The following is a 13,474-nucleotide window of genomic DNA, read 5'->3' on the forward strand; positions in this document are numbered from 1 at the left end:
AATGAACGAGGAGAATTCCTTCGACGTGGACAATCCCGACAGCTACATCGCCGCCGCCTTCGAAACGGATAATCCGGCGTCGATCGCCAAGGCATTGGGCGAAGTGGCGCGCACCCGCAACATGAGCAAGCTCGCCAAGGACGTCGGGATGAACCGCTCGGCGCTTTATCGCGCGCTCAGCGGCGACGGAAATCCGGAATTTGCGACGATCCTGAAGGTCGTCAAGGCGCTTGGTCTCAAACTGATGCCCGTCCCCGCCGCAAATTGAGGATTGGCAAACCCGCCGTTAGTCGCCTGGAGCGGTTCAGCTTTTCACGGAAACTCTGAACCGCTCTATCTCTTTGTTTTTTAGCAATTCCGGACGGAAAACCGCATATCGGGCAGGATTTCGCCGGCCGCCGCTGCGAAGACGACGCCGGCGGCGGCAAAATGCTGGATGGCGCTGACAAGATTAGGCCCCGGCCGCGTGTTCACCGCAACGGCTGCACCCGCAATGGCGGCCGTCGCCGGGATCAATGTGTAAACCCATGCCGATGCCACCATAAGATCCCCGTCGCTCGCCTTCGACGTTACCCGGCCAAGCCGGCTGCCAGGGAGGCGCGGAGAAACCCAGGCGTGCCACGATCAAAGCACGAAACGCATTGCGGTGAAATATCGAGGAACCTGCTTTAAGCGGGTTGCGCAGCCTGACGTTGAGCTGCCAAAGCGGCGAGATCGGCGGGCTTCAATTCGACGGACTCGCCGCAGCCGCAGGCCGATGTCTGGTTCGGATTGGTGAAGATGAAACCCGAGCGCAGTGTCGTGGTCTCAAAGCCCATTTCCGTGCCAAGCAGATAAAGTACGGCCGACGGCTCAACCCAAACGCTCGCCCCATCGCGCTCGATCAGGTCATCCTTGGGATTCGGCTCGGTCACCAGATCAATGGTATATTCCATGCCGGCGCAGCCGCCCTTCTTGATGCCGACGCGAACGCCTTTGGCAGCAGGACCGGAATTCTCGACAATTGCCTTGACGCGGTTGGCCGCCGCATCCGTCATGCTCATGACTGCAAAGCCCATGGGCTCATTCTCCTTCCACAACCGGGGTCAAGATCCGGTGCTTCGAGTCTTAATGTAAAGCCGGCGGCTTAAAGCTTCAATACCAGCCGACCGCGACCTGCGCTTCTTCCGACATGCGATCCGGCGTCCACGGCGGATCGAAGGTCATGCTGACCTCGACACCGGAAACGCCTTCGACGGCGCCGACGGCATTCTCGACCCAGCCCGGCATTTCGCCTGCCACCGGGCAACCCGGTGCCGTCAGCGTCATGACGATCTTCACCATGCGGTCGTCTTCGATGTCGATCTTGTAGACCAGACCGAGCTCGAAAATATCAGCCGGAATTTCCGGATCGTAGACAGTCTTAAGCGCAGCGATAACGTCGTCGCTAAGGCGAGCCAGCTCATCCTCGGGAATGCTGGAATGCACGATCCCTTCGCGTACGTCGATCTTCTGTTCGCTTTCGTCGAGTGACATCGCTTGCCTCCTTAGGCAAAGAATTTCCGCGCATATTCCAGCGCATCCGCCAAAGCATCCACCTCGGCGCGCGTATTGTACAGGCCGAACGATGCACGGCATGTGGAGGTGACGCCGAAGCGTTTCAAGAGCGGCTGGGCGCAATGGGTTCCGGCGCGAACCGCCACACCTTGGCGGTCGATCACCATCGAGACGTCGTGAGAGTGGATACCCGCAAGCTCGAAGGAGAAGATGCCGCCCTTACCGGGCGCCATACCGATGACGCGCAGCGAATTGATATCCCGCAGCCGCTCCGCCGCATAAGCGGCGAGATCAGCTTCGTGGCGGGCGATCGCCTCGCGGCCGATGCTGTCCATATAATCAAGCGCGTAGCCAAGGCCGATCGCCTGCACGATCGGCGGGGTTCCCGCCTCGAAGCGATGCGGCGGCTCGTTATAGGTGACGTTTTCCTCGGTGACGTCGAAGATCATCTCGCCGCCGCCCTGGAAGGGCCGCATCTCGGCGAGCCGCTCCTTCTTGCCGTAGAGAACGCCAATGCCCGATGGGCCATAAAGCTTGTGACCGGTCATGACGTACCAGTCGCAATCGATATCCTGCACGTCGACAGGCATATGCACCGCACCCTGCGAGCCATCGATCAGGACGGGAATGCCGCGCTCATGCGCGATGCGGCAGACGTCCTTCACCGGAACAACGGTTCCGAGCGCATTCGACATATGGGTGATGGCGACGAGCTTGGTCCGCTCCGTCAGGCTCTTCTCGAAATCCTCGATATGGAACGCGCCCTCGTCGTCGACGGGCACCCAGACGAGCTTGGCACCCTGCCGCTCGCGGATGAAGTGCCAGGGGACGATGTTGGAGTGATGCTCCATGATCGAGACGACAATCTCGTCGCTCTCGCCAAGCTTCGGCATGCCCCAGCCGTAGGCGACCGTGTTGATCGCTTCCGTCGAGTTCTTGGTAAAGACGATATCGTCCACCGACGGAGCATTCAGGAAGCGGCGCACCTTTTCGCGAGCCGCTTCATAGGCTTCCGTGGCAGCATTGGACAGGAAGTGCAGGCCGCGATGCACATTCGCATATTCGCTGGAATAGGCATGCGAAATGGCATCGATGACGACCTGCGGCTTCTGCGCGGATGCGCCGTTGTCGAGATAGACCAGCGGCTTGCCGTGCACCATTTTCGCCAGGATCGGGAAATCCCGGCGAATGGCTTCGACATCATAGGCCGTTGCCGGCACGATCTTGTCCACGAGCTTTGCCTCCAATCAGGCGTGCTTTTCCAGCCAGGCGGAGATAACGCCTTCCAGCGCCTCGACCAGGGCTTCGTCTTCCAGTTCCTCGACGATCTCGGCTACGAAGGCATTGACCAGCATGGCGCGGGCCTTGTTCCTCGGAATGCCGCGAGCCATCAGATAGTAGAGATGGTTCGAGTCGATATCGGCAACCGTTGCGCCATGGCCGCATTGAACGTCGTCGGCGAAGATCTCAAGCTCCGGCTTGACCGAGAACTCGGCATCGTCGGACATCAGCAGCGTGTTGCAGGCCATGCGCGCATCCGTCTTCTGCGCATCGGGCGCAACACGGATCATGCCCTGGAAGACACCACGGGCACGGTCGAACACCACGTTGCGGACGATCTCGGTCGAACCGGTGTGCGGAACGTCATGACCGAGCACCAGCGTCACATCCGTATGCGTATCGCCACCCAGCAGATTGACGCCGCGAATCTTCAGATCGGCGCCCTCGCCGCTCACCTTCACATGCAATTCCTGGCGCACCAGCTTGCCACCGGCGTTGATGACGAAGAGTTTCAGCTTCGCGTCCGCACCGAGATCGACGCGGATCTGGCCGAGATGCGTATCCTCGGATCCTTGCTCCTGCAGGACGATCCAGATGACTTCTGCACCCTTGCCGATCTTGATCTCGCTCACCGACGTGACGAGTGCGGCAGCACCTTCGACAGCCTGATGACGCTCGATGACCGTCGCCTTGACATCAGCTCCGAAGGTCACCGGAAGACGGCTGTGAATCTGCCCGCCTGCATGGATGAACTGCACTTCGAGCGGCGTGTCGAGTTCTGCGCCATCCGGAAAATCGATAGCATAGCCATCGCGCACGAAGCTGGCATTGATGCGCCCGATAGCGTCATCCTTGCCGAGCGCTTCCAGCCCGGCGGCAGCCGTGCCATCGATCAGGCTGTCGGCATAACGTCCGACCGACAGGTTCTTGACGGCAGCCTTCTCGCTTGCCTTTCCCTGAAGAACGGCGAGAACGGAAGAGCCTTCGACCGTCGCAGGCAGAGCCTCTACCAGGCCCTTGCCGATGTCGCTCGGCACCAGCCGCAGCAGGTTCTTGAAATCGGTATAGTGCCATGCCTCGACCCGGCGCGTCGGCAGGCCGGCGGTCTTCAGCTCGTCCAGCAGGCGATCGCGGACGGCGAAAACTTCGCCATCGCCAGGCAGATCGCCCATCTGGTCGTTATACGCCTCGATCAGCGCCGTCTCCGCGGCGGTCAGGCGGTTCGTCGTCTGAATGTTCATCGACGTGTCCTTTCCGCCCCGATCAGGCTGCAGCTCCAATGATGTCGGCATAGCCGTTGGCTTCGAGCTCGTGCGCCAGCGTCTTGTCGCCGGACTTGATCACCTGGCCCTTGTAGAGGACATGAACGGTGTCCGGAACGATGTAGTCGAGCAGGCGCTGGTAGTGGGTGATGACGATGACGGCGCGATCCGGAGAGCGCAGTGCGTTGACGCCATCGGCAACGATCTTCAGCGCATCGATGTCGAGGCCGGAGTCGGTTTCGTCAAGAACGCAAAGCTGCGGCTCCAGCAGCGCCATCTGCAGGATTTCGGCGCGCTTCTTTTCACCGCCGGAGAAGCCGACGTTCAGCGGGCGCTTCAGCATATCCATGTTGATCTGCAGCTTGGCAGCGGCATCCTTGACGCGGCGCAGGAAATCCGGCGTCGTCAGCTCGTCTTCGCCGCGCGCCTTGCGCTGCTCGTTCAGGGCCACCTTCAGAAACTGCATGGTGGCAACGCCGGGGATTTCCACCGGATACTGGAAAGCCAGGAAGATGCCCTTGGCGGCACGCTCGGCGGCGTCGAGCTCCAGGATGCTCTCGCCATTATAAAGGATGTCACCCTCGGTGACTTCGTAGTCGTCGCGGCCGGCAAGAATATAGGACAGCGTCGACTTGCCCGAGCCGTTCGGGCCCATGATAGCGGCAACTTCGCCTGCCTTCACCGTCAGGTTCAGGCCACGGATGATCTCGGTGCCGTCTTCGGCGATGCGGGCATGCAGGTTCTTGATCTCAAGCATAATAGAATCCTATCGCAGGAATGAAGGTGCGGCGCGCGTGGCGCGCCAAAGCTAATTCTGGTTCGTGTGCGTCAGCCGACACTGCCTTCGAGCGAGATGCCGATCAGCTTCTGCGCTTCGACGGCGAATTCCATCGGCAGCTCCTGCAGCACTTCCTTGACGAAGCCGTTGACGATCAGCGCGATCGCCGCTTCCTCCGGAATGCCGCGCTGCAGGCAGTAGAACAGCTGGTCTTCGGAAATCTTCGACGTCGTGGCTTCATGCTCGAACTGCGCGGACGAGTTCTTCGCCTCGATATAAGGCACCGTGTGCGCACCGCACTTGTCGCCGATCAGCAGCGAGTCGCACTGCGTGAAGTTGCGGGCGTTGGTCGCGCGGCGATGCGCGGAGACTTGACCGCGATAGGTATTCTGGGAGACGCCGGCGGCGATACCCTTCGAGATGATGCGGCTCGACGTGTTCCTGCCGAGATGGATCATCTTGGTGCCGCTGTCGACCTGCTGATGGCCGTTCGAAACCGCGATCGAGTAGAATTCGCCACGGCTGTCGTCGCCGCGCAGGATGCAGGACGGATATTTCCAGGTGATAGCAGAGCCGGTCTCGACCTGCGTCCAGGAGATCTTGGAGCGATGGCCGCGGCAATCGCCACGCTTGGTGACGAAGTTGTAGATGCCGCCCTTGCCATGCTTGTCGCCCGGATACCAGTTCTGGACGGTCGAATACTTGATTTCGGCGTCATCGAGCGCAACCAATTCGACGACAGCTGCGTGCAGCTGGTTTTCGTCGCGCTGCGGCGCCGTGCAGCCTTCGAGATAGGAGACGTAGGCTCCCTCTTCGGCGATGATCAGCGTGCGCTCGAACTGGCCGGTGTTCTTCTCGTTGATGCGGAAGTAGGTCGACAGCTCCATCGGGCAACGAACGCCCTTCGGCACGAAGACGAAGGAACCGTCGGTGAAGACGGCCGAATTCAGCGTCGCGTAGAAATTGTCGGTCGTCGGCACGACTGAGCCGAGATACTTGCGCACCAGATCCGGATGCTCGCGGATGGCTTCCGAGATCGACATGAAAATCACGCCGGCCTTCTTCAGCTCGTCCTTGAAGGTGGTGACGACCGAGACGGAATCGAACACCGCGTCGACGGCGATCTTCGGCTTTTCGACACCGGCAAGGATCTCCTGCTCGCGCAGCGGAATGCCGAGCTTCTCATAGGTCTTCAAGAGTTCCGGATCGACTTCGTCGAGCGACTTCGGACCGGCGAACTTCTTCGGGGCGGCGTAATAGTGAATGTCGTTGAAATCGATCTTCGGATAATCGACGCGCGCCCATGTGGGCTCTTCAAGCGTCAACCAACGACGATATGCTTCGAGGCGCCATTCCAGCATCCATTCCGGCTCCTGCTTCTTGGCGGAGATGAAGCGGATGATGTCTTCGGAAAGGCCCTTGGGAGCCTTTTCCACCTCGATGGTGGTCTCGAAACCATACTTATACTGGTCCACGTCGATCTGGCGAACCTGATCGACCGTCTCCTGGACTGCAGGCATTTCGTTCTCCAATCTCGCCGGATCCAAGGTCCGGCAGCTTGTCAACGTTGCGGCAGACTTGTGTCTGCCCCCTATGTAGTCGGCCAAAAGGGACTTTTCATCCCGCTTGGCAAGCGGAAATTTCCATTTCCGCAAATTTGTGGCCCTCAGGCCGCGGCACCCGCCAGTTTGCGCCGCCCTGCGATGCGGGCGAAAGCAGCGATTGCGCGATCAATATCCGCCTCGCTGGTGGTCGGCCCCAGCGAAATGCGAAGCGCTCCAAGCTTGGGATCACACCCCATCGCCGCAAGCACATGGCTCTCGCCGACTTTGCCCGACGAGCAGGCAGATCCAGCCGAAATGGCGACCCCCTCGAGATCGAAGGCGATCTGTCCGGTCTCGGATTTCAATCCCGGCAAAGTGAAGAAACTTGTGTTCGGCACCCGTGCTCCGCCCTTGCCATGAATGATGACATCGGGCGCGGCAAGCCGCATGCCGTCTTCCAGCCGATCACGCAGCTCCGCAATCCCGGCATTGAGATCATCAAGGTCCGCGAGGGCTGCTTCCGCCGCCGCACCGAAGCCGACGATCGCCAAAGTGTTTTCCGTGCCGGAACGATGGCCTTTTTCCTGGCCGCCGCCATGGATCAGCGGCTTCGGCATCAACACCTCGCCGCGCGACATAAGCGCGCCAGCGCCCTTGGGGCCTCCAAGCTTATGCGAGGATGCGATGAGGAAATCCGCGCCGATCGCGTTGATGTCCAGCGGCACCCGGCCGGCCGCCTGAACGGCATCGACAACGAACAGGCCGCCCACGGCATGAACGATCTGCGCCGCCTCGGCGACAGGCTGCAGAATGCCGGTCTCGTTGTTGGCCAGCATGATCGCAACCATCGGCAATCCGGCCGCCTTGTCATGGGCCGACAGCATCGCTTCCAGAGTGGCGAGATCGACAACGCCATCCGACGTCACCGGGATCTCGCTGATTCTATCCTTCGCAAACCGGCCGCCCTCACGCACGGCAGGGTGCTCGACCGCCGATATATAGAGATGGCTGACGGTAAGCGGCGTCCGCCCCATTCGAAATTCAGGAGTCAACACCATATTGGCCGCCTCGGTGGCACCGCTGGTGAAAACGACGTGAGCCGGTTCTGCACCCGTCAGGCTCGCAATCTGCCGGCGCGCGGCCTCGACGGCAGCGCGAGCCGCCCTACCTTCGCCATGCACGGAATTGGGGTTGCCGTGGATATCCATCGCACGTAGCATCGCATCCCGCGCCGCCGGATGAAGGGGCGCAGTGGCATTCCAGTCGAGATAAAGGCGCGTTGCCGCCATGATCGTCTTCCTGCCTGCACGTTGCTTTGTCTGCCTGGCTCATTTTCCTTGAAATTTCAGCCGGGCATGCCTTATGACACGTTCCACACAGCGTTGAACAGGCAACGCGCGGAACACCGCATCAAGTTTCGAATTGTTCTAAACTGCGTTCTAGAAAACTTGAGCGCATTCGTCAAGTCAACTTGCTGCGTGCCGTTGGGTTTGAACGCAGAAAAAGAAGAGCCGGAGTATCGATGCCCGAAGTTATTTTCAACGGCCCCGCAGGCCGCCTTGAAGGCCGCTATCAGCCCTCGAAGGAAAAAAGCGCCCCGATCGCGATCATTCTTCATCCGCACCCGCAATTTGGCGGCACGATGAACAATCAGGTGGTCTACCAGCTCTTCTATATGTTCCAGAAGCGCGGCTTCACCACGCTCCGCTTCAATTTCCGCGGCATCGGCCGCAGCCAGGGCGAATTCGATCACGGCGCAGGCGAGCTTTCCGATGCCGCATCGGCGCTCGACTGGGTCCAGAGCCTCCATCCCGATTCCAAGAGCTGCTGGGTTGCCGGTTACTCCTTCGGAGCCTGGATCGGTATGCAGCTCCTGATGCGCCGCCCGGAGATCGAAGGCTTCATGTCGATCGCGCCGCAGCCGAACATCTACGACTTCTCCTTCCTCGCCCCCTGCCCGTCATCCGGCCTGATCATCAATGGCGATGCCGACAAGGTCGCCCCGGAAAAGGACGTCAACGGCCTCGTCGAGAAGCTGAAGACGCAGAAAGGCATCCTGATCACGCATAAGGTCGTGCCGGGCGCCAACCACTTCTTCAACGGCCAGGTCGAGACGCTTCTCGGCGAATGCGAAGACTACCTCGACCGTCGCCTGAATGGCGAATTGGTGCCGGAGCCCGCTGCCAAGCGCATCCGCTAAGAAGCTTTTAGCGAGCCATACTGAAAGTCGGACACAAAATCCCGTCGATTGTCATCGGCGGGTGGTCCTGCATGCCGATTTTCCGCAAAACGCGTTGCGATGCGGAATTCTCCGGGTGCGTGAAGGCGATGAATCGCCTGGCAAAGCCACGCGTAAAGAACCATTGCGCAAGTGCATCGGCGATCTCCGTCGCATAGCCGTTGCCCCAGGCATCCCGCCGAATCGAATAGCCGAGTTCGAAGTCGCCCCGACCGCTCTCCTCAAAACGCGAAAAGCCGGCGCGGCCGATAAAGCGGCCGTCGTCACGCCGCAGCATCTTGTACTTGGTCGTGCCGTCGCGAGCCTGCTCCCTGAACCAGCCCCCAAGCCGCTCCTCGGCCTTCTCCAAGGTCCATGGAGCAGCACCTGAGAGATAACGCGTTGTCTCGATCGTCGAATGCAGCTGCCGAATCAGCTCGGCATCGCCCCTGTTCCACATCGTCAGAACAAGCCTCGGGGTCTCGAGGATGATGGTATCGCTCATCTGCCTGCCCTGTTTTCGTGGTGGATTTGAAGCCCGCCTTAACGCACACTATCGCATCGACTACAAACTGTCTGGTCAGTGCTAAACGCACGGCATGGTTTCAACAAGGCGATCAAGCAACAATTCTGAATCCGAAGGCCCGCCGAAGCGGGCCTTCAAAGCATCGCCAGGCATCACCGCTCAGGGACATGCAGGCAGGCCCGGAGCACCGCATGTCTTCTTTGCCGGAGGCTTCTGCGGCGCAGGCGGAGGCGCCTTCACCTGCGGCTGCGCGATCTTCGGCTGAGGCTGGGGTTGCGCAATCTTCGGCTGAGGTTGCGGCTGCGGTCTGGGTTGAGCCTGCACTTTCGGAGCAGGCGGCACGGGCTTGGGCTGAGACGCGGCCGGGTTGACTTGCCGCGGCGGTGCGGTCACGACGCGAGGCTGGCTGCTGACCGGCGGCCGAGCATTGTTGACCACATTAGGCTTCGCCGGGGGCTTGGCGACAACGGCGGGCGCTGCCGGCTTCATCGCCTGAACATGAGCATTGGGTTTTGGCGCGGCGACAACAGCATTCGGCTTCGCGCTCGGAGCTGTCTGGGGTGGCGGGGTCTTGGCAATCTGATTTTGCCCCTTCACGGCAGGCGTGTTGCCGGCCGGCGGCAAGGGCTGCCCCTTGGCACCTGGAAGCGCAGGGGCTTTGGCATTCGTGCCCGGCTGAGCAGGTTGGGTAGCGACAGCCGGATTATGCGTAGCGTTCGGCGCTGCCTGTGGCTGTTGAGCCTGCTTCGTCGGAGCCGCGCCCGGAACCTTCGGCAGCTTGCCGGTTGCCGGCAGAGGCTGACCGTTGACACCGGGGAGCGCGTGGGCGTTGGTATTCGTGCCCGGTTGGGCAGGTTGAGGAGCAACAGCCGGATTCTGAATGGCGTTCGGCGCTGCCTGTGGCTGCTGAGCCTGTTTCGTCGGAGCTGCACCCGGAGTGGCCGGTGCCTTGCCGGTCGCCGGCAGAGGCTGTCCATTGGCGCCGGGAAGCGCGTGAACGGCGTTCCCCGTCTGCGGCTGTGCTTGCGGCTGAGCCGAAGGTGCAACCGCCGGAGCGGCTCCAGTCGGGGTTTTGATCACAGCCGCCGGATTCTGCTGTTGTTGAACGGCAGCTTTCTTCTGCACCGAGGGCGGCAAGGCAACATGCAGCGCCGCAGCGCCCGCGCCGGCAAGGACGGCGGCGCCGGCGATCTTCTGCCCGGTCGTCAATCCCGGAGCCGCCGGTGCCGCTCCGTTCTCGTTGGTAGTCGTCGTGTTGTTGTTGACGACCGTATTGTTCACGACCGTATTGTGGATGTTGTTGAAGATGACGTTGTTTTCCGGCGGCGCGACATCGCGCGGCGGCTCGACCCACTCCGGGACCGGAACGTAGGTCGGCTCCGGCAACACATAGAGATCGACCGAAGGCTCCGGCGGCGCGAGCACGACGAAATCCGGCGGCGGCGGGGCCAGGAAGACGACGGGCGGCGGCGGCGCATAGCCGAAGTCGGCATCATCGAAATAAAGCACGGGACGGTCGATATAGACGATTTCCGGCGGCGGTGGCGGCGGGACGTCATACTCGATCACGGTAAACGACGGCGGCGGCTCGAGCGCTGCCTCGAAATGCTCGAGGCGGCGGCGGGCATCCCACACATGCGGACCACGCGGATAACGTCTCAGATAGGACCAATAGGCCTCGGGCGTATCGGCACGCCAGGTCTGGCGCCAGGTGATCGCCTCGCGCCGTGCGGCGATGATGGCACGCACGCGCTTTGCCATGGCGTCGTGCGGATAGGCAGCCAGGAAGTCCTCGTAGCCCTGCATCGTGTCGCGATCGAGCGCGGCAAAATAGGCATCCCGCTCGTCGAAATCGCGGATCGCCTTGGTTCGGATTGCGGCATTGTTGTAGCTGGAAACCTGAGCGGCTGGCGCATCGGGTCCGCGATCGAAGAAAGTGAAGGCGTTCTTGAACTTGGAGCCATCCCAGGAAATCTGCGCGCCCTTGGTCAGATCGCTGACCCGCAACCGCGTGCGATCGAACACATCGTCGAGCGGCAGACCGCCGACGCGGATCATCTCCGCCAATGCATGTGCATAGGAGCCGTACGGACCGGCCTCCTGCGGTGCGACCGTACCGGGCGCCGCATTGAAGGCGATCAGCTGATTGGCGTCTGGATCGACCAGCGCAAGGCCGCCGGCGAGCGGCTGATTGGACTGCACGAACGGATTGGCTCTCGCCGCATCAAGCACGACGATGCTGCCGCGATTGTTGAGCGATGCCAGCGACTTGGTGAAATCGGCAATCCGCAGGGCCTCGACCGGAACATCCGTGGCATTGGCCATCTGAGCATCCACAGGCACGAAATAATTATCGCCCTGATACTGCACCCCATAGCCCGCCATATAGACGAAAACGACGGTATCGGGACCTGACGCATTCGCTTTCGTCAGAAAATCCCGCATCGCGTCGCGCAACCCGTTCTGGTCGAGGTCGCGCGCGCCGATGACGTCGAAACCGGCGGCTTGCAGCGTTTGCGCGATCAGACCGGCATCATTGGCCGGCGTCGGCAAAGCACCCGTCTTATAGGCAGCGTTGCCGACGACAAACGCTATTCTCTTTTCGGGGGAACCTTGCGCCTGGGCCGGGCTTACGGCGGCAATACCGCCTAAAACCAACATCAGGGCGAAGAATGCATAAATCGTCTTCTTGAACGACAATCCCAGCATCGAAAGCAAAGATGACATACCGATTTCTTTCACGAAACATATGTTGCACGCGGGACTAGCAACGAAAATAATAGGCTTCGATTCGGGCGAATACGCGGCATATTCCGGGCGGCTTCGGGATCATGTCACGATCCGTTCACATTAAGAGGCGTTGTGTTACAAACACCGCCCGGTCAGCGCCGCCGCCGAAACTTGATATCGGCCCCACCAAAATGATGACGAACCGGCAAATCGATGCTAAACGCGCCCGGCGACATTCAACAACAGCGACTTCGCCGCGTCCTCCGTCGATGCGGCTTGGAGAGACGAAGATCATGGCTGAGTTCAAATCCGATTTCCTGCGCACCCTGCAAGAGCGTGGCTTCATTCATCAGATTTCCGATGAAACCGGCCTCGACGAGCTTTTCGCCAAGGAAACCGTGACGGCCTATATCGGCTTCGATCCAACGGCATCGAGCCTGCATGCCGGCTCGCTGATCCAGATCATGATGCTGCACTGGATGCAGGCGACCGGCCATCGGCCTCTGTCACTGATGGGCGGCGGCACCGGCATGGTCGGCGATCCCTCCTTCAAGGACGAAGCCCGCCAGCTGATGACCATCGATACGATCGAAAACAACATCGCTTCGATCAAGCGCTGCTTCGCCAACTACCTCACCTATGGTGAAGGTCCGAAGGATGCGTTGATGGTCAACAACGCCGAATGGCTGCGCTCGCTGAACTATCTTGAGTTCCTGCGCGACGTCGGCCGGCACTTCTCGGTCAATCGCATGCTGTCCTTCGACAGCGTCAAGACGAGACTTGACCGCGAGCAGTCGCTGTCCTTCCTCGAATTCAACTACATGATCCTGCAGGCCTACGACTTCGTCGAGCTGGCCAAGCGCTACGATTGCCGCCTGCAGATGGGCGGTTCGGATCAGTGGGGCAATATCGTCAACGGCATCGACCTTGGCCACCGCATGGGGACCAAGCAGCTCTTCGCTTTGACCTCGCCGCTGCTGACGACCGCATCCGGCGCCAAGATGGGCAAGTCCGCCACCGGTGCCGTCTGGCTGAATGCCGACCTGCTCTCGGCCTACGACTTCTGGCAGTACTGGCGCAACACCGAGGATGCCGACGTTTCGCGCTTCCTGAAGCTCTACACGACGCTGTCGATGGACGAGATCGCCCGCCTCTCCGCGCTTGCCGGCTCGGAGATCAACGAGGTCAAGAAGATCCTCGCGACCGAGGTCACCGCAATTCTGCACGGCCGCGCAGCAGCCGAGCAGGCCGCCGAGACCGCGCGCAAGACATTCGAGGAAGGCGGCCTGTCCGAAAATCTGCCGACCGTCGATGTCCCCGCCTCTGAGCTGGACGCCGGTATCGGGCTCCTGTCGCTCATCGTTCGCGCCGGTCTTGCCGGTTCGAACGGCGAAGCTCGCCGTCACGTTCAGGGCGGCGCGGTGCGCGTCAACGACGAGGCCGTCAACGACGAACGCAAGATCATCGGCAGCGGTGAAGTCACCGCCGATGGCATTATCAAGCTGTCGCTCGGCAAGAAGAAGCACATCCTGATCCGTCCGGCCGCTTGAGCGGCCTGACAGCTCACGAACGAACAAAGCCGGCGATCTCCCGCCGGCT

12 protein-coding genes and 1 pseudogene are annotated in these 13,474 nt (G+C 61.0%); 3 read left to right on the top strand and 10 right to left on the bottom strand.

Translation table 11 applies throughout. From position 1 onward, the window contains the following. The first annotated feature begins 1 nt into the window (after position 1). A complete protein-coding gene (locus tag RHSP_RS03000) occupies positions 2-268 on the top strand; it encodes an addiction module antidote protein (RefSeq protein ID WP_004108785.1) in 267 nt (88 codons plus the stop codon). Between the two features lie 101 nt (positions 269-369). On the opposite strand, the pseudogene RHSP_RS03005 reads toward RHSP_RS03000, so the two are convergent. The 8 genes and pseudogenes from RHSP_RS03005 to RHSP_RS03040 all read right to left on the bottom strand — a co-directional run. Continuing rightward, positions 370-543 (bottom strand): annotated as a pseudogene (locus RHSP_RS03005) (transporter); the annotation flags it as partial. Positions 544-668: 125 nt separating this feature from the next. Further along, complete coding sequence (sufA, locus tag RHSP_RS03010) at positions 669-1,058, bottom strand: Fe-S cluster assembly scaffold SufA (protein ID WP_004108786.1); 390 nt, start codon at positions 1,056-1,058, stop codon at positions 669-671. Between the two features lie 76 nt (positions 1,059-1,134). Further along, positions 1,135-1,515, bottom strand: a complete 381-nt coding sequence (locus RHSP_RS03015; protein ID WP_004108787.1) for an SUF system Fe-S cluster assembly protein — start codon at positions 1,513-1,515, stop codon at positions 1,135-1,137. Between the two features lie 11 nt (positions 1,516-1,526). Next, a complete protein-coding gene (locus tag RHSP_RS03020) occupies positions 1,527-2,768 on the bottom strand; it encodes a cysteine desulfurase (protein WP_037149503.1) in 1,242 nt (413 codons plus the stop codon). 15 nt (positions 2,769-2,783) lie between these two features. Further along, on the bottom strand, positions 2,784-4,058 hold the full coding sequence (sufD, locus tag RHSP_RS03025) for a Fe-S cluster assembly protein SufD (protein WP_037149347.1): 1,275 nt from the start codon (positions 4,056-4,058) through the stop codon (positions 2,784-2,786). 22 nt (positions 4,059-4,080) lie between these two features. Beyond that, complete coding sequence (gene sufC, locus RHSP_RS03030) at positions 4,081-4,836, bottom strand: Fe-S cluster assembly ATPase SufC (RefSeq protein ID WP_004108789.1); 756 nt, start codon at positions 4,834-4,836, stop codon at positions 4,081-4,083. 71 nt (positions 4,837-4,907) lie between these two features. Then, positions 4,908-6,377: a Fe-S cluster assembly protein SufB gene (gene sufB, locus RHSP_RS03035; protein ID WP_037149349.1), complete on the bottom strand. Its 1,470-nt coding sequence runs from the start codon at positions 6,375-6,377 to the stop codon at positions 4,908-4,910. Positions 6,378-6,523: 146 nt separating this feature from the next. Then, positions 6,524-7,690, bottom strand: coding sequence for a cysteine desulfurase family protein (locus RHSP_RS03040; protein WP_004108791.1), 1,167 nt, complete (start codon positions 7,688-7,690; stop codon positions 6,524-6,526). A 233-nt stretch (positions 7,691-7,923) separates the two neighbouring features. Between RHSP_RS03040 and RHSP_RS03045 the strand changes: the two genes are divergently transcribed. Beyond that, positions 7,924-8,601 carry an alpha/beta hydrolase gene (locus RHSP_RS03045; protein WP_004108794.1) on the top strand — a complete coding sequence of 226 codons (678 nt, stop codon included), beginning with the start codon at positions 7,924-7,926 and terminating at the stop codon, positions 8,599-8,601. Between the two features lie 7 nt (positions 8,602-8,608). On the opposite strand, the gene RHSP_RS03050 is transcribed toward RHSP_RS03045, so the two are convergent. Further along, positions 8,609-9,124 carry a GNAT family N-acetyltransferase gene (locus RHSP_RS03050; RefSeq protein WP_004108797.1) on the bottom strand — a complete coding sequence of 172 codons (516 nt, stop codon included), beginning with the start codon at positions 9,122-9,124 and terminating at the stop codon, positions 8,609-8,611. A gap of 180 nt (positions 9,125-9,304) precedes the next feature. Continuing rightward, on the bottom strand, positions 9,305-11,872 hold the full coding sequence (locus tag RHSP_RS03055) for a caspase family protein (protein WP_004108800.1): 2,568 nt from the start codon (positions 11,870-11,872) through the stop codon (positions 9,305-9,307). A 296-nt stretch (positions 11,873-12,168) separates the two neighbouring features. On the opposite strand from RHSP_RS03055, the gene tyrS reads away from it, so the two are divergent. Beyond that, positions 12,169-13,425, top strand: a complete 1,257-nt coding sequence (gene tyrS / locus RHSP_RS03060) for a tyrosine--tRNA ligase (RefSeq protein ID WP_037149353.1) — start codon at positions 12,169-12,171, stop codon at positions 13,423-13,425. Positions 13,426-13,474 lie beyond the last annotated feature (49 nt).

Source organism: Rhizobium freirei PRF 81, from assembly GCF_000359745.1.
Lineage (GTDB): Bacteria > Pseudomonadota > Alphaproteobacteria > Rhizobiales > Rhizobiaceae > Rhizobium > Rhizobium freirei.